Annotated in this window: 24 protein-coding genes; 18 read left to right on the top strand and 6 right to left on the bottom strand. The window is 30.5% G+C overall.

Annotated features, from left to right (window positions below):
* The 13 genes from ACJROP_RS08960 to ACJROP_RS08900 form a co-directional block, all read left to right on the top strand.
* The coding region (locus tag ACJROP_RS08960; RefSeq protein ID WP_406535129.1) for a hypothetical protein at nt 1–906 on the top strand (906 nt) is incomplete at its 5' end.
* Between the two features lie 4 nt (nt 907–910).
* Nucleotides 911–2,554: a hypothetical protein gene (locus tag ACJROP_RS08955; RefSeq protein ID WP_406535128.1), complete on the top strand. Its 1,644-nt coding sequence runs from the start codon at nt 911–913 to the stop codon at nt 2,552–2,554.
* Nucleotides 2,555–2,596: 42 nt separating this feature from the next.
* The gene (locus tag ACJROP_RS08950; protein WP_406535127.1) at nt 2,597–3,574 is read left to right on the top strand and encodes a glycosyltransferase family 2 protein; all 978 of its coding nucleotides are present in this window, start codon (nt 2,597–2,599) and stop codon (nt 3,572–3,574) included.
* A gap of 117 nt (nt 3,575–3,691) precedes the next feature.
* Nucleotides 3,692–4,306 carry a class I SAM-dependent methyltransferase gene (locus ACJROP_RS08945; RefSeq protein WP_406535126.1) on the top strand — a complete coding sequence of 205 codons (615 nt, stop codon included), beginning with the start codon at nt 3,692–3,694 and terminating at the stop codon, nt 4,304–4,306.
* A 9-nt stretch (nt 4,307–4,315) separates the two neighbouring features.
* Complete coding sequence (locus tag ACJROP_RS08940; RefSeq protein ID WP_406535125.1) at nt 4,316–5,128, top strand: acetyltransferase; 813 nt, start codon at nt 4,316–4,318, stop codon at nt 5,126–5,128.
* A gap of 4 nt (nt 5,129–5,132) precedes the next feature.
* Nucleotides 5,133–5,996, top strand: a complete 864-nt coding sequence (locus ACJROP_RS08935; RefSeq protein ID WP_406535124.1) for an acyltransferase — start codon at nt 5,133–5,135, stop codon at nt 5,994–5,996.
* A 75-nt stretch (nt 5,997–6,071) separates the two neighbouring features.
* A complete protein-coding gene (locus tag ACJROP_RS08930) occupies nt 6,072–7,007 on the top strand; it encodes an NAD-dependent epimerase/dehydratase family protein (protein ID WP_406535123.1) in 936 nt (311 codons plus the stop codon).
* Nucleotides 7,008–7,309: 302 nt separating this feature from the next.
* Nucleotides 7,310–9,877, top strand: coding sequence for a glycosyltransferase (locus ACJROP_RS08925; RefSeq protein ID WP_406535122.1), 2,568 nt, complete (start codon nt 7,310–7,312; stop codon nt 9,875–9,877).
* A gap of 13 nt (nt 9,878–9,890) precedes the next feature.
* The gene (locus ACJROP_RS08920; protein WP_406535121.1) at nt 9,891–11,924 is read left to right on the top strand and encodes a hypothetical protein; all 2,034 of its coding nucleotides are present in this window, start codon (nt 9,891–9,893) and stop codon (nt 11,922–11,924) included.
* Nucleotides 11,925–12,027: 103 nt separating this feature from the next.
* Nucleotides 12,028–14,706 (top strand): CDP-glycerol glycerophosphotransferase family protein, encoded by a 2,679-nt coding sequence (locus ACJROP_RS08915; protein ID WP_406535120.1) that lies wholly within the window; start codon nt 12,028–12,030, stop codon nt 14,704–14,706.
* Nucleotides 14,707–14,738: 32 nt separating this feature from the next.
* Nucleotides 14,739–15,257 (top strand): nitroreductase family protein, encoded by a 519-nt coding sequence (locus ACJROP_RS08910; RefSeq protein ID WP_406535119.1) that lies wholly within the window; start codon nt 14,739–14,741, stop codon nt 15,255–15,257.
* A 1-nt stretch (nt 15,258) separates the two neighbouring features.
* Nucleotides 15,259–15,651, top strand: a complete 393-nt coding sequence (locus ACJROP_RS08905) for a hypothetical protein (protein ID WP_406535118.1) — start codon at nt 15,259–15,261, stop codon at nt 15,649–15,651.
* A gap of 70 nt (nt 15,652–15,721) precedes the next feature.
* A complete protein-coding gene (locus tag ACJROP_RS08900; protein WP_406535117.1) occupies nt 15,722–16,012 on the top strand; it encodes a hypothetical protein in 291 nt (96 codons plus the stop codon).
* Here ACJROP_RS08900 and ACJROP_RS08895 read toward each other — a convergent pair.
* Complete coding sequence (locus ACJROP_RS08895) at nt 15,995–16,519, bottom strand: phosphatase PAP2 family protein (RefSeq protein WP_406535116.1); 525 nt, start codon at nt 16,517–16,519, stop codon at nt 15,995–15,997. The genes ACJROP_RS08900 and ACJROP_RS08895 overlap by 18 nt on opposite strands.
* Nucleotides 16,520–16,645: 126 nt before the next feature.
* Between ACJROP_RS08895 and mtrA the strand changes: the two genes are divergently transcribed.
* The 5 genes from mtrA to ACJROP_RS08870 all read left to right on the top strand — a co-directional run bounded on the left by mtrA (nt 16,646) and on the right by ACJROP_RS08870 (nt 20,623).
* Entirely contained in the window at nt 16,646–17,227 is a 582-nt protein-coding gene (mtrA, locus tag ACJROP_RS08890; RefSeq protein WP_406535115.1) for a tetrahydromethanopterin S-methyltransferase subunit A, read from the top strand.
* Nucleotides 17,228–17,572: 345 nt separating this feature from the next.
* The gene (locus ACJROP_RS08885; protein WP_406535114.1) at nt 17,573–17,929 is read left to right on the top strand and encodes a hypothetical protein; all 357 of its coding nucleotides are present in this window, start codon (nt 17,573–17,575) and stop codon (nt 17,927–17,929) included.
* 8 nt (nt 17,930–17,937) lie between these two features.
* Nucleotides 17,938–18,333: a hypothetical protein gene (locus ACJROP_RS08880; RefSeq protein ID WP_406535113.1), complete on the top strand. Its 396-nt coding sequence runs from the start codon at nt 17,938–17,940 to the stop codon at nt 18,331–18,333.
* Nucleotides 18,334–18,375: 42 nt separating this feature from the next.
* Nucleotides 18,376–18,942, top strand: a complete 567-nt coding sequence (locus tag ACJROP_RS08875) for a restriction endonuclease subunit S (RefSeq protein ID WP_406535112.1) — start codon at nt 18,376–18,378, stop codon at nt 18,940–18,942.
* Nucleotides 18,935–20,623: an N-6 DNA methylase gene (locus tag ACJROP_RS08870; RefSeq protein ID WP_406535111.1), complete on the top strand. Its 1,689-nt coding sequence runs from the start codon at nt 18,935–18,937 to the stop codon at nt 20,621–20,623. Before ACJROP_RS08875 ends, ACJROP_RS08870 begins: the two co-directional genes overlap by 8 nt.
* Here ACJROP_RS08870 and ACJROP_RS08865 read toward each other — a convergent pair.
* The 5 genes from ACJROP_RS08865 to hemC all read right to left on the bottom strand — a co-directional run bounded on the left by ACJROP_RS08865 (nt 20,606) and on the right by hemC (nt 24,484).
* Nucleotides 20,606–21,550 (bottom strand): ARPP-1 family domain-containing protein, encoded by a 945-nt coding sequence (locus ACJROP_RS08865; RefSeq protein WP_406535110.1) that lies wholly within the window; start codon nt 21,548–21,550, stop codon nt 20,606–20,608. The genes ACJROP_RS08870 and ACJROP_RS08865 overlap by 18 nt on opposite strands.
* Before the next feature lies 1 nt (nt 21,551).
* Entirely contained in the window at nt 21,552–21,926 is a 375-nt protein-coding gene (locus ACJROP_RS08860) for an HIRAN domain-containing protein (RefSeq protein ID WP_406535109.1), read from the bottom strand.
* A gap of 98 nt (nt 21,927–22,024) precedes the next feature.
* A complete protein-coding gene (locus ACJROP_RS08855; protein ID WP_406535108.1) occupies nt 22,025–22,633 on the bottom strand; it encodes an orotate phosphoribosyltransferase-like protein in 609 nt (202 codons plus the stop codon).
* Between the two features lie 13 nt (nt 22,634–22,646).
* The gene (locus tag ACJROP_RS08850; RefSeq protein ID WP_406535107.1) at nt 22,647–23,600 is read right to left on the bottom strand and encodes a Gfo/Idh/MocA family oxidoreductase; all 954 of its coding nucleotides are present in this window, start codon (nt 23,598–23,600) and stop codon (nt 22,647–22,649) included.
* Nucleotides 23,601–23,614: 14 nt separating this feature from the next.
* Nucleotides 23,615–24,484 carry a hydroxymethylbilane synthase gene (gene hemC / locus ACJROP_RS08845; protein ID WP_406535106.1) on the bottom strand — a complete coding sequence of 290 codons (870 nt, stop codon included), beginning with the start codon at nt 24,482–24,484 and terminating at the stop codon, nt 23,615–23,617.
* Nucleotides 24,485–24,526: the final 42 nt, after the last annotated feature.

Below are 24,526 nucleotides of genomic sequence, written 5' to 3'. Positions count from 1 at the left end.
TCTGGTTTGAGTGATGAGGTTGCTTCTTTGAGGGATTCTTTGTCTGTTAGGGATGAGTCTATTTCTGGTTTGAATGAGGAGTTGGCTTATTTAAAGACTGTTATTTTGGATAAAGATGAGTCTATTTCTAACTTAAGAACTAAAATATCTTCTATAAAAGATTCAATATTTGATAAAGAAGACGCAATTTCTAATTTAAATGCTCATAATGAATTGTTAACTGAAGATTTGAAAGTTAAAACCAATATAATAAATGATATGGAAGAGCAGTTTTCAGATTATGAAAAACAGTTAATTGCGTATAAAGATGAAATTTCAGATTTAACTGGCGTGCTGTCTAAAAAAGAAGAGGATCTCAAATTATTAAATGAGGATATTAATCAAATAACGACCAATAGTCATGTTGAAAAGGAAAATTTAATGGGAATTATTGATGAAAAAAATGACTTTATTAAAAATTTAAATTTAAAATGCGATAATCTTCTTATAGAAAAAGAAGATCAGATTAAACAGATTCAAAATGATTTTAATGAAAAAATCAATAAAATGGACCAGGAGTTTAGCTTAAAAATTGAAGATTATGAAAGAAGTATCATGGAATTAAATGAGGCGATTGATATAAAGGACGAAAAAATATTCTCTTTAAATGATTCAATTAATAATGTTGAAGCTCAAAATAGTTTATTGCAAAATGAAAACAATGAACTAAATGAGTTATGCTCTCAAAATGAGCAAAAATTTGATAAATTAAATAAAGAATTTAGTTTATTAAGTAATAGATACGAGCTGTTAGAGAACGAGTCAAAAGAAAAAGATAATATTGAAAAATCATTAAAAGAAGAGATTACTGTACTTAAGTCCATAATCAAGGAGAAGGATAAAACTATTGATTCTTTAAGTAGGTGAGTTAATGTTTGATTATTATGAATTAGATATAATTCCTATTATTTTAAATAGATTTAAAGTAAAAAACATAATTATAAGCGGAACATCTGATAAAGAAACTATTAAACAAATTTTAGAGTATTGTAATACTTCCTCTTCTTCTTATATTGCAATAGATTCTCTTGATGATTCAGATGAGGATATTATCAAAGAACATACTTTAGATGTATTGCCTTACTTTAATGACTATGAGGCAATTTTTTTAAATGATGACCCTAATTGGTATACAATTTACAATGAATTGAAAATTATTAAACAGAATAATGCCGAATTCCCTTTGGTTTTCATTGGGAACAATATTTTTCCTCATAAAAGAAGAGATTCATACATTGATCCAAATATTATTCCAGAAGAATTTGTCAATGACTGCTCCCAATACTTTAATTATAAAAATATATTAATAGAAGATGGTTTTTTCCATGCAATTGATGAAAATACTCCTAAAAATGGTGTTTTAACTGCAATTGAAGATTTTATTTCTGAAAATCCTTCTATTGGGATAATGAATATTAAATTATTAAACGGCACTACAATATTATATCCTAAAAATAGTATTTCACAAATTAGATTAGGCAGATTATCTGAAGAAATTGAAGGCCATGATTTAGATTATGATAGGTTATCAGATAGTGTTGTTGAAAATCAACTTCTTACAAACTATATGGCTAAACTAGATATTTCAAAAAGTACAATTGAGACCATTAATGAGTTTAGAACAGATATTGCTGAAAAAGAAAAGATTATTGATAACTATGAGGATCAAATCAGATTACATGATAATGAATTAAGTTATAAGAATAGTCAAATTAAAGGGTTTGATTCAAAATTAAGTCTAAAGGATTCCCAAATTAAAAATTTCGAATCTAAATTATTGAATAGTGAAAATGAAATCACTGACTTGAATAATCAATTGGATTCCTTGAGAAATACTATTGAGCAGAAGGAGAAAAAGGAATTAGAGCTTAATAGTAAGATTTCTAATGCTAATTCTCAGATTGATTCTTTGAAGAATACTATTGAGCAGAAGGAGAAAAAGGAATCAGAAATCAAGTATCAACTTAATAAAGCAAAAAATCAGATTAAGGATAATTCTGATGAGCTAAATTTTAAAAATAATAATATACATTTTAAGGATGATCAGATCAGGATTAAAGAAAAAGAGTTAAAGGATAAAGAAATTCAATTCAATTCACTTAAACATCGATATACTAGTCAATTAGCAAAATTGGATAATAAAGAATATTGTATTAGTTGTTACAAAGAAGAAATTAGTAATAATCAGTTAGAAATTCAATATCTTAAAAATGAAACTATCTTGAAAAAACTATTGAATCCACTTGCTTATGCCTACTTAATCCTAAAATCAAATACAAGAGAGTTATCATTAAATTTAAAGTTATACAAAGCACTAAAGAACAGTAAATGTTTTGACATTGGTTATTATTTAAATAACAATGCGGACCTTCAGAATAGTAAATGGTGTAAATATTTCTCACCTGAATTACATTATGTTTGCAATGGATTTAATGAAGAACGCAAATTTAATAAAAAATATTTCAATAGAAACTCTAAAAAAGAACTTTTGGATTACATTAACAAATGTCAATGATTTTTTGTTTACATATAAGTTTATGATTATGGGTTGTTTTGTATGAAAATGATATCTGTTATTATTCCAGTATATAATGTGGAAGAATATCTTCATGTTTGCATTAACAGTGTTCTAAAGCAGACTTATCAGGATTTTGAAATTATTTGTATTGATGATGCGTCAACAGATTCTTCTTTAGATATACTAGAATATTTTTCAAAAAAAGATTCAAGAATAAGAATTTTGAAAAATGAAAGAAATATTGGATTGGGACCCACCAGAAATAAAGGTATGGAAGTTGCAGAAGGAAAATATATTCTGTTTTTAGATAGTGATGACTGGTATAGTTTAGACACACTAGAAACATTAGTAGATGCGATGGAAAAGAATGAATTGGATGTTCTGATGTTTAAAAATATTGTTTATTATGAAGAATCAAGGGATTTTGGTATGGAACAGTATTATGATATGGATTTTTTGAATGAATTTGAAAACAAAATATTTAATCATTGGGATTTAGACAAAACAAGAATATTTCAAATTCCTATTGGGGCATGTAATAAATTATATTTAAAATCTTTTTTAGATAAAAATAGTATCAGATTTACAAATAACAATTATATTCATGAAGATAATCCGTTTTCATGTAAAGTACTTATTCATGCAGATAAGATTTCAGTTATAAACAAATATTTTTATAATCGCCGTAGACGTCCCGGATCAATAACAAATTTAAATAATGAACGTTTATTTGATAATATTGGTATTGTTTATTTGATTTTAGATGTATTTTTAGAAGATATGCAAATTTATGAATATTATAAAAAACAAGTATTATATTACATCTTTGTTTCTGTATTGAATGGTAAATACAACCAAATTGAAGAGAAATATAAGGATAAATTTTTTGAAGAAATTCAAGGAGTTTATAGATATTTTGTAAAAGAGTACCATTTATACAAAGACATTCTGGAAAATGTTGATGAATCTGTTTTGTCCCGTTTTAAATTTGAAGACATTGTTGACGGGTTGTTATAAGTTATTTGATTAAGCTATAGATTAATTCTTTTAATTTAATTGTAGTTTAATTTTTATAATATAAACTTTTAAATATTCTGAATAAAATATAAATAAATATATAAAGGAGTTTTTTTTATGCATAAGAATTCACATTCAAAAATGGAATGGTTTAAAAACAATTATTTATCAGTTAATGATAAACTAGATATACTCGATGTCGGATCCCTTGATGGTAGCGGAAATTACAATTATTCGGATATTTTTGATGAAAATGGTTGGACTTATACCGGTTTGGATATTCAGGCTGGTAATAATGTAGACATCGTTATTACAGATATTTACAATTGGTTTGAAATTGAAGATAATAGTTATGATGTTGTTATTTCAGGACAATTTTTCGAACATTTGGAATTTTTCTGGCTCACCATGTCTCAAATTGAAAGGGTATTGAGGCCGGGAGGTTATGTTTGCATTATTGCTCCATCTAATGGTCCAAAACATGGAGGAAACATGCCGAATTGTTATAGATTTTATGAAGACGGTTTAAGAGCGATGGCAAAATATGTCGATTTAGATGTGATTCATGCTTCAGTTGATACAAGAGAAGAGGCAAAACCTTGGTATGATGCATGTTTAGTAGCCCATAAAGCCGGATCTTTTTCTGGGGATAATACTCAGGAACTTGAAGATAGGATAAATAATTTAGAAGGTAAACTCGATTCTATTTTAGCAGCTATCCAAAAAAAATAAGATGATTATATGGAAACAGTTAAATCTCAAGAGGACATTGTTAATTTAGAGAATAATCGGATTGAAGGTAATCCTGAAATTACTAATTCAAATATTTCTTTTAAAGGCAGCAATAATGTCCTATATTGTGAAGGAAATGTGAAAATTGTCGGTGCAACTTTTTTGTTTGAAGGTAGTAATTCAATTGTTTATCTGTCTTCTGCACAGCACTCTCAATATTCATTTACTTTAGTTATTTACAATGATTCAACCTTTTTCATTGGTAGGGATAATAATATGAGTGCACCGATTAATATTAATATTCAAGAAAACCAGAACGTCATAATTGGTGCGGATTGCAGCATTTCCAGTGGAGTGAATATAAGAACTTCAGATATTTACCCGATTTATGAAGCCCAATCAAAAAAAAGAATTAACTATGCAAAAAGTGTTTTTATTGGGGACCATGTTTGGATAGGACATTTAGCATATATTTCAAGAGGATCAAAAATTGGTTCTGGTTCAATAATTGAAAATTATTCATTTATTCCGCACAATGCTAATGTCTTTTCTAATTCACTTGTTGTTGGAAATCCCGCAAAGATAGAGAAAAAAGACGTATTCTTCATTAAAGAGTTTTTAGGATACCATAGGGCTGAAGATTCTTTAAATACAAAGGATTACAAAAGTGATGTTTTCATATACGAATTTGTAAATCATGAAACTTTAGATTTGAATGGAATTGACCAAATTTTAAAGGATTTAAATGTTGATGATCGTCTTGAATTTATACAAAAGTTATTTGTTAGAAACAAGCGTAAGAATAGGTTCGCAATAAGGTGAAAATGTGCAAATAACTAATGGTAATCAACTTTTGGAACTTAAAGACAATAAATTTTTAGGTGAAGTTCCAAAATTAACAAACTCACAAATCAATTTTAAGGGTAAGAATAACATCCTATTCTGTGAGGAAGGAGTTCATCTTTGGAATTCCAGAATAGATTTTAATTTGGATAATTCAATTTTGTATTTGTCAAGTAATTCTCATGATTATTCTGTAAATATTTCAATCCATAAAGATAATGTTTGTTTTATTGGGAGAAATAATTTTTTCAATGGTTTAACAACTATTGTGTTATCTGAAGCAAAAAATGTCATCATTGGTGATGATTGTTTTATATCCTATAATGTGATTATTAGGGTTTCAGATGGTCATTCTATTTATAATACTGGCTCAAAAATGAGGATAAATCATTCTAAAAGCATTTACATTGGAGACCATGTGTGGTTAGGTCAAAATGCAATGATTTTTAAAGGGTCTCGAATCGGTTCAGGTTCAATAATTGGCGCAGGGTCAGTTGTGTCAAATAAGATTATCCCATCTAATACAACTTTTGCCGGAAACCCTGTAAGATTAATCAATGAAGATACATTCTGGACTCCCCATTCGGTTCATGGATGGGGCGAATATGAAATTAAAAAAATGTCCAAATATAAATCAAATTTATTTATTTATAATAAAGATGAATTTACTTTAGATATGGATGAAATAGAAGATGCATTCAATGAGACAAATATAACTGAAATCCTAGAATTTTTTAAATCTCCTTTAATGCTCGATAATAAAAATAGGTTTTTTATTGAGGAATTTAGTAAAAATTCTTATTTTTCAAAAAATGAGCATAAATTAAGCAATCTTTTGAATAGGTGATTTTTTGCAAAATCATAAATATCGATTGCTCTATACATAAAGAAAACTTTGTAAAATGCAAAATTGGGGAATTCAATGAAAAACAAAAATATTTTAATAACAGGAGGGCTTGGATTTATTGGATCCCATATTTCTAATAAATTATTAAGCCATAACAATGTAACAATTATTGATAATCTCAAAACCGGGAAAATTAGTAATTTGAATAATGAGCTTCATGAAAATTTAACATTGGTTAAAAAAGACATGAATAGTGTAGATTTAAATAATTGTCTAAAAGATATTGATTATGTATTTCACTTAGCGGCCATGGTTAGTGTTCCATTAAGTGTAAAATGTCCATTAACATGTAATTTGGAAAATGTAACTAATACTGTAAACCTCTTGAATGCATGTGTTAAAAATGATGTGAAAAAAATTATTTTTTCATCTTCATCTGCGGTTTATGGAGAAAACACAAACATGCCTTTAAAAGAAACAGAACTTCCAATGCCAACTTCACCATATGCCGCATCAAAAGCAAGTTGTGAGCTATATCTAAAATCATTTTATGAAAGTTATGGTTTAAATTATACTGCATTAAGATATTTCAATGTTTTTGGACCCAAACAAGATAAAAATTCCCCATATGCAGCGGTAATTCCTAATTTTATTAATGCGATTTTACAAAATTCTAAACCTAAAATCTATGGTGATGGTGAACAGACTAGAGATTTTGTTTATGTGGGCGATGTTGCTGAAGCAAATATTAATGCATGTAAATCTGATTTTAACGGAATTTTAAACATTGCTAGTGGTGAAAGCATCACGATTAATCAGTTGTATGAAATTGTTAAAAGAACACTCAATACTGATATCACTCCAGAATATTTGCCTGAAAGATTAGGAGATATTAAACACTCTCAAGCGGATATTTCAAATATGGATAAAATTAATTTAAAAATTAATCACAGCAACTTTGAAAATCAACTTGCAGAAACTGTAAAATGGTTTGAAAAAGAATTAAGATAATAATGTTGATTTCCATTAAAATGGGGATTTTCATATTTTTATAATTTTGATTAATCAAATGCTTAATATTAAATAATCATAACAATTAACTTTTTAATTTATAAATGGGATATTTAAAGGGAATTTATCAGGTTTTATTAAGTATTGATTATCTTTTTTAGTAATACAAACATTAAATTTAAATATTTTGTTTAATATAATTTTAGATGGTTAAATTTAACTTTATAAATAATAAAAATTATTTTATTTTGTATTAAAAATATTTATATTATTATTACTCTATAATTACTAATGGTGTTGTAATGGGTCCATCTGTATCTGTAATTGTTCCGGTTTATAATGTGGAAGATTATCTTTGTGAATGTTTAGACAGTATTTGTAATCAAACATTTAAAGACATAGAAATAATCTGTGTTAATGACGGATCAACTGATGGCTCTTTAGAAATTTTACTGGAATATGAAAAAAGAGATAATCGGATAAAAGTATTTTCTCGAAAAAATGCGGGTCTTGGTGCAACACGTAATTTTGGATTAGGTCTTGCAACCGGAGAATATGTTTTATTTGTTGACTCTGATGATTGGATCGAGTTAGAGGCAATTGAAGTTTTATATAATAAATCAAAGTCATTAGACCTAGATTTATTGATATTTTTAGTTAAAAATTTCGATGATGAAAAAAAGATTTTTTATGAAGATAATTATTATAACAATGTTCATGTTCCCGATTCTTGTTTTGATAATGTCTTTAATCATGATGATATTAGTGAAGTTTTATTAACTATGGCTACCGTTGCATATAATAAATTTTTTAGACGAAGTGTATTGGAAAGAAATCATATTCGATTTCCAGAGGGAATATTTTTTGAAGATAATCCATTCCATTATGAAGCATTGCTGTGTTCAAAAAGAATATCTATCATTCGAAAGCATTTATTATTAAGGCGTAGACATGGAAATTCAATCACTGCATCAAATGATGAGAAATTTTTAGATGTAGTTGAGATTAGTAACCTGATATGGGAGGCTTTTAGAAAACATAACCAATTTGATGAACATTTTTTAAAAGTGTCCAATTATAAGATTTTTTATTTAAAAAGATGGCATGGTCTAATCAATCAGAGTATTAAGGAAAGATATTGGGAACTGCTGCGTGATGACTTTATTAAAATTAGTCATGATGAGAATTTGAATAATAAGTTGTTGGAAAATTTGTATCCGAAAAATAAAAATTTTTATTTGAATGTTTTAAAATCAAAAAGTTATTTGGAATTTGAACATTTACTATTAAAGGATGACTTTGGTCTTTTTGTAGATAAAAAACTATATCAAAAGAGAAAAATTTTAGATGATAAAAAGAAAGAGCTAAAAAAATTAGAAGAGGAAATCAATGATAAAATAATTGAATTCAACAGTATTAAAAAACAGTTTGAATCTGATAAAAAAGTTTTAGAGGAAGAAAAACTTTCTTTAGAAGATAAGCAAAAAAGTCTTGATGAAAAGTATGTTGAGTTGAATAAGGTTAAGGAAGAGCTGGTATCTGATAAGAAGGCTTTTGAAGCGGATAGGCTTTCTTTAGATGATAGGAAAAAGAGTCTTGATGTTGAGTATGTTGAGTTTGATAGAATTAAAGCGCAGTTTGCTACAGATAGAAATGTTTTTGAAGCAGACAAGCGTTCTTTAGAGGATAAGGAAAGAATTCTTGATGAAAAATATGCTGAGTTTAATAAGTATGTCGAGTCAAAAGAAAATGAGTTTAATAATCAACAAAAGGAATTTGAACAAAGATGTTTGGCTTTTGAAGAGGAATATTCAAATAAAAAATTGTACTTGGAAAGTTTGGAAAAAGAATTGAACAATAATTCATCTAAATTTGGATTAAATCTTTTTTCTAAATTTAAATATAATGCTCCTAAAATTTCTATTATAATCCCAGTTTTTAATTCTACTAATCATATTAAGCAATGTTTAGAAAGCGCCATTAATCAAACATTACATGAAATCGAGATAATCTGTGTTGATTGTGGTTCTACAGATGACTCTTTAGAAATTTTAAAAAATTATAAAAATCAGGACAACCGACTTAAAATATTTTCCGATAAATCTTTTAATATTTTTAGCGCAAGAAATAAAGGTTTAAATAAATCTAACGGTGAATTTATAATGTTTTTAAATCCAGATGATTGTTTAGATTTAAATGCTTGTGAAAGTCTTTATGAACTTGTAAAAGGACGTGATTTAGATATATTATTATTCTTAATGAAAATCAATTCGGATATTAATCAGGAGGAGAATGCTAATAGTAGTTTAATCGGCATTTCCAACAAATTCAAAAATGAAATTTTCCAATATGCTGATTTAAATGAAGATATTTTTGATTTACCAGTTGATGCATGCCAAAAAATTTATAAAAAAGACTTTTTAAAGAATATCCGTTTCATAGAGGATAATTCTTTAGCAGACATTCCGTTCCATTGGGAAACTATTCTCTCAGCCAAGAAAGCCTTCTGCATTGAAAAATATTATTATATTAAAAATTATGGGCAATTTAAAAACGTAAAAAAAGAGGTTCCATTTTTAGACGTCATTTCTATTAGCAATATTGTTTTTAAGATTTTTGAGCAACATGATATATTTGATGATTATAGTAAACTATTATATGAACATAAAATTTCATACTTAAAAGAAAATTATGAATCTTTAAGTAGAACGTCAAAAAATGATAATTGGGTATTTTTACATGAAGATTTCCTTAAAATTAAAACAGATTTCATAAATTCTGTTAATTTATTGGATGATGATTCAAAGTTTTATCAAAATGTAGTTAAATCCAGGAGTTATGGAGAATTAGAATATATTCAAAATTATTGATGTGGATGATATTATGGAAGACTCTGAAAAGATTTATGGTAATGGCTTAAAATTAAAAAATGCTTTGGATAATGATGTTGAAGATTTGTATATTACTTCTAGATTTCCTCCTTTAGATGATATTAGTGGGATAGTTTTTTCTAAAAGAATAATAAAATTAAATAAAAAAGTGGATGTTGTTTTTTCAAATTTTAATGGTGAAAAAGATTTTGAATTTGAAAAAGTAATTAATAATTTCATTGATAAGAAATATATAATTGATGGCAATTATATGCATAGTACATCGGACGGTATTAATTTTTTCAGAAAAGAAGCAATGAGAAAACTAAATGAGTCAAATAAAAAATATAAAACTGTTGTTAGCAGATCTTGGACTCTTGAATCACATTTTTTAGCTTTAGATTATAAGTTACAACACCCTGATGTAACTTGGATTGCTGAATTTTCGGATCCGTTAAGATATGATATTAATCATATATTGCGCATGCCTACTTTTTCTTGTGATGAAGAGTATTTTGATAATCTCAACATTAGAATTCGGGAGATAAACCAACAGGTGTTCGCTGATGATATTGAGAAATACTGGCCGGAAATTAAATCTGGAGATAATTTATATTTTTTAGCCGAATATTTGCCTTTCTTATTTGCGGATGTTGTTAGATTTACTAATTATAATCAAAGAGAAGCAATGTTAAATGAGTTCCCAGTGGATATTAAAGATTTTGTCATTGAAAAATCTGAAGTTTCAAGACATCCTACTTTGGATGAAGAGTATTATTTCTTAAAAGAATCAAATTATAATGTTGATGATGATTATTTAAATTTCGCATATTTTGGCACATATCTTGGAAAAAGGCATTTAGAATTTTTATTTAAATGTTTAGAAGATTTGAATGAAGAAATCAGTAATAAAATTAGATTACATCTTTTTGTTCCTAATCCTGAAGTATTCAAATCAAGTTTAACCAATCAAAAAAACATTGTTGTTAGGCAAAAAGTTCCTTTCTTAGAATTTTTAAATTTGACTACTAAAATGGATGTTTTAATTGTTAATGATTTATTAACTGAAGGAGTATTCGAAGTTAATCCGTTTTTACCATCAAAATTATCAGATTACATCGGCAGTAAAAAGGATATTTGGGTCGTATGTGAAAAAAACAGTTCGATGGATAAATTTTCTTGTAAATATAAATCATATGTTGATGATTTCGATTCATCAAGAAATGTATTCGAGAATATTCTCAATGATAAACTGGGAGATTGTGGAACTGTTTTTAAAGAAATTGTTGATTCCGAAAAATATTATCAGAATAGATTAACCGATTTGAATAATGCTTTAGATGAATTGTATAAACAAAGATTATATTGGGTAAAAAGAACTAGATTAGCTGACCGTGATGTAGGCCTTTTAAAGAAAGATGTAGGTCAAAAAGATAAGGATATTTCTTCTTTGACTGCTGAGAGAAATTCTTTGGTTAGTGAGAGGGATTCTTTGATTGAGGATGTTCGTAGTAGGGATAGTAGTATTTCTTCTTTGACTGCTGAGAAGAATTCTTTGGTTAGTGAGAGGGATTCTTTGATTGAAGAGATTAACAATAACAAAAGAGAATTAAATTCATTACGTGAAGATTTTGTAGAATTGCATGATGTTGCTAAAATTTCATTTGATTATCTTGCAGTTAAAGATGATATAATTTCAGATAAAGATAATGAATTGGATTATTATAAGAATCATGGGTCTTCAATTAAAAACTGGGTTTTGACTCCAGTAGAATATTCGTATTTATTATTGAAATCTCCAAATGATGAATTGAAATTAAATTATAATCTATTTAAATTATTAAAGCACTGCAACTGGTTTAGCAGAGGGTATTATTTAAATAATAATAAAGATTTATCTAAATCATGGACAAATATTCTTTCACCGGAGCTTCATTATGTTTGCCATGGAATCGATGAAGATAGGTTACCGAATAGGGAAACTTCCTTTAATTTAGATAAAAAAGAGTTATTAAGAAAGTTAAAGTATATAAAAAAGATGAAATAGTTTTTATTTCATAAGCAGTTGGGTCTATAAATATATGCCAATGGCTTTAAACATAATACTTTTTAGTAATGTTAAACATAAATGCATATGGAGGATTATTATTTTGGCATTTAAAATTGCAGTGGTCATGCCCGCATTTAACACAGATGAGTTTATTTCAAAGGCATTAGATTCGGTTATCAATCAAAGTCTTGATTTTGAGAAGCATATTCAAATTATCATTGTTAATGATGCAAGTTCTGATAAAACCGGGGAAATTGCAGAAAGTTACCAAAATAAATATCCCAAAAACATCACTGTCATAAATAATGAAACGAATAAGGGGCCAGCTTATGCAAGAAACATCGGTCTTAGCCATGTCAATGCGGAATATGTAAATTTCTTGGACAGCGATGATTATATTTCAAAACACGCTTTTAAAAAGGCTTATGTCTTTTTAAAAAATCATCCCGAAATTGATATAGTTTCAATTCCAATTTTTTATTTTGGGGTTAAAAAAGGACCTCATAAACTTAATTATAAGTTTGACAAAACTCAAATAATTGATTTAAACGAAAATCCGAATTATTTCCAGTTATCCGGACCTTCCAGTTTTTTTAGATTTGAAAAACTTAAAAATTATCAATTCAACGAACGCCTGCGAGTATCTGAAGATCCATTATTGATTAATCAGATGCTTTTGGATAATCCGAAAATTGGCTATTTGCATGGCGTTAAATATCATTATAGGCAAAGAACCTTACAAAATTCCCTTATAGCTACATCAACTAATTATAAATCTTATTTCACCACAAGAATTGACGATTATTTTATAAGGCTTTTAAATTATTCTATAGAAAAATACGGGCATGCTCCGAAGTTTATTCAACATGTTTTAATGTATGACCTGCAGTGGATTTGTGAAATTCGCTTTGTTCATATGATGCTTAGCCTTGCTGAAATCGATGAGTTATATGATAAGATTTTTTATATTTTGAATCATATCGATACGGATGTTATATATTCACAATTATCAATTCCAATCGAGCTTAAACATCATTTGGCTCTTTTAAAAGAGAACGGCACAGCTTATAGATTAAATAAGGATAATTTCCAAAGGGATTTCAATTTAAATACTATCTACATTGACCATTTTGAGTTTATAAATAAAGGCCATGTTTACATATCAGGCATCCTAACTAATTTTATTAAAGATGACAATATTTATGTTAAGGTAAACGGTAAAGAAATTGAAGCCACCAAACTCGATTATCCTCAAAGAGTCAACTATTCACTTAATTTTGATTTTGCCTACAATCATAATTTCGAAGCAATATTGCCAATAACAAAAGATATGGAAATCTCATTTAGAAATGAATTGGGAGATTTAATCATAGACTATAATCATACTTCAAGGATTTCCAGAACTTCCAAATATAAAATGGGTAAAGATTATTTGGCTATTGATTGTACAGACCACATTAAAATAACTGATAAAAGCTTTCAAAAAGGATTGGAACTTGAATATGATGTTTTTAAACATATTATTACTGAGAAGAAGCAAGGTTGGCGTACCGGTGTTATTCTAAGGGTTATGTACTTTTTAGCATATCCTTTCTTTAAAAATAGGCACATTTGGGTGTTTATGGATTTGCCGAGCATGGCAGAAGATAACGGTTATTATTTATTTAAAAAAGCGGTTAAATCTCAGAAGCTTAAAGGTATTAAAAAATTTTTTGTTTTCTCAAAATCAAAACAATTAGCGGCTAGTTTATCCGAATTGGACAATATTTATATGGCAAGCTCAAGGATTGCAAAATCAAAAAAGTTACTTGCGTTTGAAGAGGCAAATGAGAAGTTTAAAGAGCTTTCTAAAATCGGCAGTGTCTTAGCATATAGGTCTTTAAAACATAGGTTTTATTTATTATTTGCTGAGTATATAATTGCTTCCCACCCTGATAATGATATTATATACCCTTTTTGGGGGAATTACCCTCACCTTTCGGGTCTTGCAAAATCAAAAACAGTGTTCCTGCAGCATGGGGTAACAAAGGATGATATTTCCCATTGGCTTAATAGATATGATAAAAGGATATTTTTAATCGCAACAGTATCTGAAAAGGAAAAAGAAGCATTCCTGGATCCAAAATACGGTTATAATGAAGATTTTATTAAAGTTTTAGGTTTTCCAAGATTTGACTTTTTAGAAATCTTGGAAGACAAACGCGAAATAGTTTTCATGCCATCATGGAGAAGGCAATATGACCAGCTTAAAAAACATGAGTTTATGCAAACAGATTATTTCAAATCAATAAACGAGTTCTTAAATGATGGTGAAATGCTTGACTACCTGCATTCTAAGAATTATAAGTTAGTATTTAAGCCGCATAGGAATACTGTAAAATTCCTTGATGCATTTGACATACCGAGTGATGTTGAAATTGGAGTTGAAAAATCATATAATGAAATATTTAATCATGCATCATTAATGATTACCGACTACTCATCCGTTGCATTTGATTTTGCTTATCTTAAAAAACCATTAATTTATTATCATCCTGACAATGATTACCACTTTGATATAGATAAGTCTTACTTTAAATATGATTCTATGGGCTTCGGTCCAGTAACTAAAACATCCGATGAATTAAAACAACAGATTATAAGATTGATTGAAAATAAATGTAGGATGGATGAAGAATATGAAAAGCGTGTAGATGAGTTCTTCACCTATATTGATAAGAACAACTCAGAGCGCGTAATTGATACAATTTTAGAATGCAATAAAAATTTCTATTATTAATCTTTTTATATTTCAAAAACTAATTTTTAACCATGACATTAATCGACACAATGCTTAAAAGAAGAAGCACCAGAAAATTTAGTGATGATAAAATCACCAAAGATGAACTTGATATAATATTGCAGGCCGCACTTTTAGCTCCAACCAGCATGAATAGAAAACCGTGCAATTTCATGGTGGTTGAAAGAAGGGAAACTTTGGATGAACTTTCAAAATGTAAGGATCATGGTGCAGAACTAATTGCCGGAGCAGACAAGGCCATTGTTGTCATTGCAGATACGATGATAGCAGACACCTGGTGTGAAGACTCATCAATTGCCCTAACCTATATGCATTTGATGGCAACTGAATTGGGGCTTGGAAGCTGTTGGGTTCAAGTTCATCTAAGAAAAAAGGATGGTGTTTGGGCTGAAGAGGTAGTGCGTGAAATCTTGAAAATCGATTCTCATTACAGAATCGCAGGCATATTGGCATTGGGACATTCAAATGATATTCCAGAACCTCATACATTAGAGGACATTGATAAAAATAAAATTCACTTTTTAGTTTAGCATGTCAAAAAGTCTAGTTGCAAATATTGATGTGATTGATAGCAAGTTCATCGAGGAGTTTGTTAAAACTCCAGCAGGCCTCCCAATACTGTTAATGAACATTTTGGATGAAGTTGATGAAAATGTTGAGCTAAAACGGATGAATGTTTATAAAATTCATCCTGAATTTGAAGTGTTAGACCGGGAAGAGATAAAGCTAACTTCTGAGATACTGAAAAATGGCAATCCTACTCAAGCTGAAGATTTTCAGCTTCAATATGCGCTTGATTTCTTAAAAAAATATCCTCAATTTCAAAAAATGATCAGTGGAGTTGAATCAGGGATTGATAAGGATTTCAAAATCATGGTTAACTCTATTAAAGAGGCGTTTCTTGGGGACTTTGACTACTTTTAACCCTTAAAAAGTTACAAAATGTTTAAATATATTTTTTTTAAGAGTATCATTAACACAAGGAGATATGAAAATGCATGTTAAAGATTTATTAGATAGTTTTGATTTAAGACTTAAACTACCTCAGCATTGGTATTCAACAGAAATTAGCAATGATTTTGAAGAATCAGAGTTAATTCAAAATGATGAAATTGTAAAAATCAAAACCGAAGGCGAAAAAAATACGAAATTGATTGTCATCGATGTTAATGATGGTATGAGTGTCGTAACAAAATTTTCCGATGATAAAGTTATTGGAGTAAAATATCTAGACAATAAGGATGACTTTGAATATATTGGCCACCCATCAGAACTTTATTTTTAAAACAATAATGGCGCTTAGAATTCCGACCATCGCCCCTACAAGGACATCTAAAGGGTAGTGTACGCCACAGTAGACTCTTGAAAAAGCAAGTAACAGGCTAAATATTATTAAAACACTAACCAAAATCTTATTTTGCCAAAATTGGTCTGCAAGGACAGTTACCACGCTGAATGTTGAGGCAGTATGGCCTGATGGAAAGGAATTGGGTTCGCTTGGAACTACCAGCTGGTGAACATGGCCCAATGTCTTGAAAGGACGGTCCTCTACAATGCCCAACTTCAAACATAAGACAATCCCCGCCGAAAGCAAAAGCGCATATAAGCACAATTTTGAAATTTGTAAGTATTCGTCTTTGTTGTAATGCCTGCAAATTGCAATAGCTAATATACAAAGAATCAGTAATCCTACAAAGCCTCCAAGATTTGTAAACTGGGGCATCACAAAATCGAGGATGGGATTTGATAGGTTATTGTTAATGAAATAAAAGATTTCCGTGTTCAGATTCATCACTTGTATTTTAGTTTTTGATAATTATAAATATCTTGTTTAAAAGCGGTTATCCATAGGGAGTACAAAATATTTAAATATTCATAAAATATATTTTAAATCACAAAATATTAGGAGGAATTCATCATGGCTGATAAAAAAGCTCCTGCAGATGGCTGGCCTGTAATCAGTGGAGATTACATTGTTGGGGACCCTGAAAGTCCAGTGGCCGTTACAACTCTCGCATCTCACATTGAAGCTGAACTATCCGGAGCGGCAATCGCAGGACCATGTAAAACAGAAAACCTGGGAATAGAAAAAGTAGTTGCAAACATTATCTCAAACCCAAACATCCGTTTCTTGATTGTAACAGGTGCTGAAGTACAAGGGCACATTACAGGCCAAAGTATCATGGCATTATACGAAAACGGTGCAGATGCTGATAAAAAGAAAATCATCGGAGCAACCGGAGCTATTCCATTTGTTGAAAATGTTCCACTCGACGGTATTGAAAGATTCCAACAACAATTGGAAATTGTTGACTTAATCGATACTGAAGATATTGGTGCTATTCAAGCTAAAATCAACGAATGTGTTGAAAAGGATCCTGGAGCTTTAGAAGAAGATCCTATTATAATGGAAGTCGACGAAGAAAATGAAAAATTGGTAATTGTCGATAAGGAAGAGAAAAAAGACGAAAAAGAAGAAAAAGAGGAAGTTGAAGAATAATTTTTCAGCTTTCCATATTCTATTTTTAATTTTTCACCACGCCACACCACATTGTCATATTTTAATTTTCAGTGCTATCTTGCACTTCTGCTTTTTTGCATTTTTTTATAAAATACAAAACATTTATATACTAGAACAAATAGATAATTATTTACACAGTTGTATTGTGTATTTTTCACAAAAATATGTGCAAAATAGTTAAGTTTATATACTATTGTATACAAAGTATGATTACAGATTAGTATTTTTATTTCAAAAATACAGTAAATTTGTAATTATATTCTGTAAAAAGATTGTTGAATGCTTACCACAAAAGTGGAATTATAAAAACGTAGGTGATACATTATGGATAATTACCCAACCAACTCCATCAACTGGAGCGAAAAAGTCAAAGACTTAGATGAAAATATTAGACGCGAAATTGGACTTGAAGGGGACAATGAAGCTAAACATATCCTAATCAAAGTTCAAACCAAATCAGCCGAAGCCATTGAACCAGCATTCATAGTAGGAGAGGATGAAACATTCCTTGATTTATTTGTCTTGTCTCCGCAAGGACCTGGAATTACCTCCACTGCGGTCCTTAAGGATAACATCCAAAGTGTTGGTGTTATTGGCGGCGTTTCAGCAGAAAAGCTTGATCCATCTGAAATTCCAGACGAAAAGCCTTTGCTTGATGATGTAAGTGCATTGTATCAATAGAGGTAGAAATGTCCAGATATAGGAATTATAATAGGTCAAGGCGGAAAAATAACGATTATTTCGAAAGGGAGAAGGAACTTAACAGGAAGATTAGGAAGTTTAAAAATAACTTCTATAATCTTTCCAATCCACCATGCGCATCTGAATACCACAAAATGGATGTGCTTAGAAGGGAAATTAAATATCTGTTCAGACAACAGGAATACCAGGTCTGGCAGCGATCTCCTAGACGCAAACATGCTTATTTCAGCCAACTCTCCTTATTCAAATCAATGTATATGATGTGGAAAAAATATACTTGTTTTATATACCTCGAAGAATACCACCATGTTCCGCATCATATCGCAATGTGGGCCAAATACATTGGCTCAACCTTGGTTCCAGGCAGGTGCTTTGGAACCTAATCTTTTATATTTTAATAAATTAAACTATAATTAGTGACAAAAATGCAAAAAGTAAAACTAAATGATATTGCAGAAGTATACTCTGGCCTTTCATATAGACGTTATCTTGATGATAACGGAATAAAATATAATGTTGTTGTTCAAAGATCCATCCAAGCTGATGGCAAATTATCTGATTTTGAAGAATTAACCCTTAAAGATACCATTAAAGATAGGTTTTTTTCAAAAGAAGGTGACGTCTTGATGAAAATGCCCTATCCATTTGATGTAGTTCAAGTTCAAACACCCGGCCTTGTAATCAGCGACAGGATTGCAATTATAAGGCCTGATGACAACCATGACCCATCATTTATTGCACACCTTTTAACCAACGCCCATGTAAAAAAACAACTCCATGAAATCGGAAGCACAGAGAGAATTTCTCATGTGTCCATTAAAGAAATTAAGGAACTTGAACTGAATCTTCCGGATTTGGAAACACAGATCAAATACGGGCAGCTCCTAAACACCATAAATGAGAAAATCATCCAGGATGAAAAAGTCGTTGAATATGACAGGCGCCTCAAAGAGGGGATTCTAAACAAAATTTGGGGTGAGTGCGATGATTGAAAACTCAAGATATTCAAATAACTACACCATATATAGAAACATCAAATCCAAATTAAGACAATCCGAAATGCCTAGAGACATTTCATACCTTTTAGTTTTTACTTTTCTTTATAAATACTGCTCAGATTCTCTAAAAGATTACTTCTTATCATCAATTGAGGATAAGGAAATCACATTGGATGAAGCTTTTAGGGATGGCGGAATCGAAAGGGAGTTCGAAAATGATGCTTTTCACATGTTCGGATATTATATCAAAAGACCTTCCGCATTTATTGATGATGTAATAAACACCACATATCAGGATAAATGGTTTTTGCCACAGTTATACACTGCCTTTAGAGATAATGTCAGTTTTGTTAAAGGTTCTAATTATGAAAAATACTTTAATTTCATATTCGACTGTGTTGAAAGCCAATGTAAATTGGAGAGGATTGAATATGATCCTAAAATCAATTTAGTTGTCAAAGATATCATTTATTCAATTTCAAAACTGGATTTATATGAAGAGAAGTTCCCATTTTCAGAGGTTTTTGATGGAATATGTGAACTAAAGCCTATTTTGGCCGACCAGGATAATGATTATATGAATAATCTTCTAGCGGAAATCGTATTTGCAAGCAAATCCGCCCCCTTCGATATTTACAATCCATTTTTAAATGATGCATCTTCATTAATTGAACTATCTTCCAAAACAAACTTTGGATATGGGCAGTCATTTGCAAAAGGCCACGATACCATAACATTCTGCTGCAGTATTGTTAAACTTTTAATCAATTTATTTGACTTTGATAATGTGTTTTTAGAATTTGAAAATGCTCTTGATTCAACAGATTTTTATGGAAAATCTTTTGATGTGGTAATGTCAAACTTGCCTTCAATTGGAGGGTGGAGTTCCAAATCCATTAATACAACTCAGGAGTTTGAGATTTTAAAAAGAAATAGGCGTCGTCAAATCACCAACATGTTAACTGAAAACTTCAATGTTGACAAAACATCATTCACAAAAGATGACAAATTAAACAATGCAATTGAGAGCATACTTGAAGAAATGGTCTTTAACAGCTCAAACAATCAATTCACAGGAGAATATGAGTCACTCAAATCAAATGAATATCTGTTCCTGATTAACTTAATCGATTCCCTTAGGGATGACGGCGTCATGGTCGTATCTATTTCTCAAAGCTTTTTATTTAAGAATTCTCTTGAAACCTTGCGAAAATACTTAACCGAAGAATGCAATTATCTTGATTGTGTAATAAGCATTCCCGGAGAGTTTGGCAGATATATGAGGCCGCAAATCATTTGCGTATTCAAAAAAGACAGGTCTTCCAATGATGTCCTTTTCATTGACGTATCTAAAGACTATAAGCTTAAAAAAGTACCTCGATCATTCAGAACAGCTAACAGAAAATTTGCTCAATTTGATGAAGCAAGCATCAGAAAGCTCATTGAGGTTTTCACAAAAAGACAAATTGTAGATAAATACTCAAGTATCGTAAGCATTTCAGAAATAGCAGCCAATGAATTTAACTTATCAGTTTCAAGATATGTTGATACCTTTGAAGGGGAGTTCATTCAACTAAGCGAATTGGCTAACGAAAAAGCAGAAATTACTGCAGAAATCAAAAAATTAAATAAAAAAATAGATGAAATGATGGAGGAGCTAGATCTCAGATTCTAACTCTGCATCAAGTATTTCATCGTTAGACAACTCTTCGGTTTTTTTAAAGTATGACCAGTGGATAATCTCATTTTCATAGAGGGATATTACGCCGAGGCCTGAATCGTTTTCAAATTCATAGGATTCTTCCAATCCTTTAGTTTCCTTTTTCTCAAAGCTTGAATCAGTTGCATTCTTGATTACATTTTCTGCTTCGTCAACATTAACTGCAAATACTGAATCTCCAAGTTTTGAATCAATTAGATAGCTTTTAATGATTTTTTCATGGAATTGTTTGTAGATATCTGAGTTTAAAAATACTTCAAAACCTTTAATTTCACCATCAACAATTACTAAAACACCATTCTGGCCTTTAGCAATCTCGAACGATTTAACGATTTCATTGTGATTTTTTCTAAGATTATCATAGCTTTCGGATAATGCGCTTGTAGGTGATGCAAATGAATAATCTTTTTCCACATCATGAATTGATGACCAAACAGTATGTTGGACAGAATGATTTTTACGTCTTGCAAATTCTTTTGCACGGCGAGTCTTATAATTGGCAATGTAATCTGAGTGCATAAACTCCTTTTTATAAGCCCATCTGCCCTGTTCACTACAATTAACAGGTATTTTCATTGAGCTTCTAGGTGCAATTATAATGGTTTCGCTAACGATACGATTTTGGTCTCCTCCTACAACCTCTTCACCGTCAATTAGGATTAATGGGGTTACGGATCTATTCTCAACAATCAATGTGTTTACTTGTGATTGTTCACACTCTTTAACGTTTACTAAACCTAATTCAATGCCTTTTTCTAGGGTTAATAAATCAATGTTATAATTTTTTGCTGTTTTAAGAGGTATTATTGCCATATTTTCGTGGACTTGTGGTGTTAAAAGTTCTATATCCACATTGAGGTTATCTAGTGATGATATAATCATTTCATTCCTCCATTAATTTGATTGCATTTGGGTTATCACATAGAAAGTTAACGTCGCTTTCAGGATTTTCAACTTCAGCTATAAACTCATCTGAAGTTAATACTTTAGCTATTGCAACATTTCCCACAATAAATTTGATTTTTGCAAAATATTCGTCTGAAATTTTATCATAAATTCTACCGGCGCTCATTGTTCCTTTAACAACGGTATTTGTACTGTTTGCAATATAGCCAATTTTTCCGAAATATCTCATTTCGCATTCTATTGCTTCTGCATCATATGCATTTTTTGGGTCTTTAACCAGTTTAACGATTCCATCTAATACAAGTGGTTTTGGACCATGGTACTTGTTGAATGTAGTAACTGTAATGTACATGTTATCACCTTGTGTATATATTATGTTTTAATTATTTATAAATGTTTTCGTTAGGTATGGATGGGGGTGTATGGTAAAAAATAAGAAATGAAAGTAGATTATAATCTACTTACTTTAATTAAAGATTCGACAGGAACTCCTTCAATCTCGGATAATCCTGCTTTATCAATCAAAACAGTAACACAGGTCGGTTCACCGCCTAAATCTCTTACTGTATGAATAACTTCCTCAGCTGTTTTTCCGCTGGTAATGACATCATCTACAATAACTACCTTTTTCCCTTCGACACTTCCGAAGTTAGTACTGATGGTTCCTTCATCTTCAATATCAGTATCTTTTCTGTGTTTGTTTGGGTGGAAAATAGCAATGGATGTGTCTTCTCCAGTCATGTCTTCAATAAAATCAGCCATTACGGTTGCAAATGGAACGCCGCTAACTGCAATTCCAACAATGGTATCTGCATCTCCATGTGATAAAGCCATATCACTTAAAGCACCTGAAACATAACTTAATCGTGTGGAGTTGCCTCCGATGCTTTTCCAATTAATAGCAAAGTCAACAGGAGCTTCAGTTTTTACTTCTTCAGTTTTTTGAAGAATTAACCATCTGGCAGTGTCCATACTCACATTAAGTTCATCTGCAATTTCTCCGGTTGTGAAACCGTGTTGTCTTAATTCTTGTGCTTTTGCGATTAATTTTTCTTTCACCTTATCACCTTTTTTAGAGTTCATCAAAACTAATTGGTTTATGTTCTTTGGATGATCTGTTTGCAGCAATAACCATTTTAAGGGCTTTAAGTCCATCTTCACCGGTAATTTCCGGTTCAGTGTTATTCACTACAGCATTTAAGAATGATTTTAATTCACCTTTGAGAGGTTCTTCATGTTTAATCTGGATATCCTGAGCAAATTTACCATAAACTTCAATGCTTTGTTTAATGTAATCTACAGATATGATTCCGGCAGTACCTGTAAGCTCTAGTTCTCTGCGTTTGTATGGAGTTAACCAATTTACTTCAATTATTCCAGTTGATTCGTTATCGAAGTTTACCATGATTTCGGCATGGTCTTCAAATTCACTGTCATCAAAACTGCAGTTCATTGATCCGTAAACTTGAGTGACTTCCTCTTCAAACAAATAATTCATAATGTCTAAATCGTGAATAGCTAAGTCTATTGAAACACCAACATCTTTAATTCTTGGCGGGAGCGGTCCTACCCTTTTTGCAAATGCAGATACAACATCTCCAATTACTCCGTCATCAATAAGTTCTTTAGCTTTCCTAACAGCAGGATTAAATCTTTCAACGTGTCCAGTTGCAAGCAATACTCCAGCTTCTTTAGCAGCAGCAATCATTTCTTCAGCTTCTTCTAATGTAAATGCAATTGGCTTTTCTACTAAAACATGTTTTCCATTTTCTATTGCTTCCATTACTACTGCATGGTGAAATGTTGTTGGAACACATACGCTCACAGCTTCGATTTCAGGGTTTTCTAATAGTTCACTGTATTCAGTAAATCCTTTAGCACCATATTTTTTCTCTATTTTTTTCAGTGCTCTTTCACTTACATCGCTTACAGCAACCAAATTTGCTTCTTCCATTTTGTGATAGACACGAACGTGGTTTTCACCCATCGCACCTACCCCAATAACTCCTACGTTAACAGTTTTCAATTTAATTCCTCCGTTTAAACATGATCTTGGAAATGTTCCCCAATGCGTCTTCCAAGTTCAATCGCATCTCTTATAGAACCTTTCTCAGTTTGTTGGGAAAGGATTTCCCCTTCTTTAGTCAATAAGATTGAATAAATATTGAATTCTTTGTCATTCATGCGAGCTATAGCACCGATTGGCCATTGGCAACCTACACCAAGCTCTTCCAATACCATTTTTTCTGCAAGAACTTCCTGCATTGATACATAATCATTCAATTTTTTGATTTGCTCTTTTTTATCATAATCCTTTCTAGTGATTATCGCTAATGCTCCTTGGCCTGCAGGTGGTGTGATATAATCTAGTGGAAATACCTCTTTGATGTATTCTGTAAGATTTAACCTTTTGATTCCAGCCTGTGCCATGATGGTTGCATCCAAATCACTATTAAGCGCTTTATCAATTCTGGTTTCAATATTTCCCCTGATAGGCTTAAGTTCGAAACCTTTGTCATAAAGATTACAGAAGGCCTCTCGTCTAAGGCTGCTGGTTCCAAGTTTGGAGCCTTCGCCAAGTTCCGCCCATGATTTAGAAGAAATAAGAACTTCATTTGGAGATTCACGTTTTGGAACCGCTACGATTTCCAGATCCTCATCAAGTTCGGTTGGAAGATCCTTAAAACTGTGGACAGTAAAATCAACTTCCTCTTCTAAAAGTGCAATGTCAAGTTCCTTTGTAAAAAGGCCTTTAGAATCCATATTATATAATTGGGAAGTAGTAATTTTGTCTCCTTTTGTCTTAATAATCTCTATATCAATAGCTTTACCGGTCATTGCAGATAAATCGGCACAGACTTGTTTTGTTTGTGCTAAAGCTAGTTGACTTCCTCGTGTTCCAACAATCATAAATTATTCTCCAAAATTTAAAAATGAACTATATAAGTTTTA

The sequence above is a fragment of the Methanobrevibacter sp. genome, assembly GCF_045220775.1.
GTDB lineage: Archaea > Methanobacteriota > Methanobacteria > Methanobacteriales > Methanobacteriaceae > Methanocatella.
Note: the sequence above shows the minus strand (reverse complement) of the source record. Positions and strands in the feature narration are given on the sequence as shown.

Bases quoted from the DNA above. Each gene is read 5' to 3' on its own strand.
- ACJROP_RS08955 (WP_406535128.1), top strand. From the start codon at position 911: ATGTTTGATTATTATGAATTAGATATAATTCCTATTATTTTAAATAGA.
- ACJROP_RS08950 (WP_406535127.1), top strand. From the start codon at position 2,597: ATGAAAATGATATCTGTTATTATTCCAGTATATAATGTGGAAGAATAT.
- ACJROP_RS08945 (WP_406535126.1), top strand. From the start codon at position 3,692: ATGCATAAGAATTCACATTCAAAAATGGAATGGTTTAAAAACAATTAT.
- ACJROP_RS08940 (WP_406535125.1), top strand. From the start codon at position 4,316: ATGGAAACAGTTAAATCTCAAGAGGACATTGTTAATTTAGAGAATAAT.
- ACJROP_RS08930 (WP_406535123.1), top strand. From the start codon at position 6,072: ATGAAAAACAAAAATATTTTAATAACAGGAGGGCTTGGATTTATTGGA.
- ACJROP_RS08925 (WP_406535122.1), top strand. From the start codon at position 7,310: ATGGGTCCATCTGTATCTGTAATTGTTCCGGTTTATAATGTGGAAGAT.
- ACJROP_RS08920 (WP_406535121.1), top strand. From the start codon at position 9,891: ATGGAAGACTCTGAAAAGATTTATGGTAATGGCTTAAAATTAAAAAAT.
- ACJROP_RS08910 (WP_406535119.1), top strand. From the start codon at position 14,739: ATGACATTAATCGACACAATGCTTAAAAGAAGAAGCACCAGAAAATTT.
- ACJROP_RS08905 (WP_406535118.1), top strand. From the start codon at position 15,259: ATGTCAAAAAGTCTAGTTGCAAATATTGATGTGATTGATAGCAAGTTC.
- ACJROP_RS08900 (WP_406535117.1), top strand. From the start codon at position 15,722: ATGCATGTTAAAGATTTATTAGATAGTTTTGATTTAAGACTTAAACTA.
- ACJROP_RS08895 (WP_406535116.1), bottom strand. From the start codon at position 16,519: ATGAATCTGAACACGGAAATCTTTTATTTCATTAACAATAACCTATCA.
- mtrA (WP_406535115.1), top strand. From the start codon at position 16,646: ATGGCTGATAAAAAAGCTCCTGCAGATGGCTGGCCTGTAATCAGTGGA.
- ACJROP_RS08885 (WP_406535114.1), top strand. From the start codon at position 17,573: ATGGATAATTACCCAACCAACTCCATCAACTGGAGCGAAAAAGTCAAA.
- ACJROP_RS08880 (WP_406535113.1), top strand. From the start codon at position 17,938: ATGTCCAGATATAGGAATTATAATAGGTCAAGGCGGAAAAATAACGAT.
- ACJROP_RS08875 (WP_406535112.1), top strand. From the start codon at position 18,376: ATGCAAAAAGTAAAACTAAATGATATTGCAGAAGTATACTCTGGCCTT.
- ACJROP_RS08870 (WP_406535111.1), top strand. From the start codon at position 18,935: ATGATTGAAAACTCAAGATATTCAAATAACTACACCATATATAGAAAC.
- ACJROP_RS08865 (WP_406535110.1), bottom strand. From the start codon at position 21,550: ATGATTATATCATCACTAGATAACCTCAATGTGGATATAGAACTTTTA.
- ACJROP_RS08860 (WP_406535109.1), bottom strand. From the start codon at position 21,926: ATGTACATTACAGTTACTACATTCAACAAGTACCATGGTCCAAAACCA.
- hemC (WP_406535106.1), bottom strand. From the start codon at position 24,484: ATGATTGTTGGAACACGAGGAAGTCAACTAGCTTTAGCACAAACAAAA.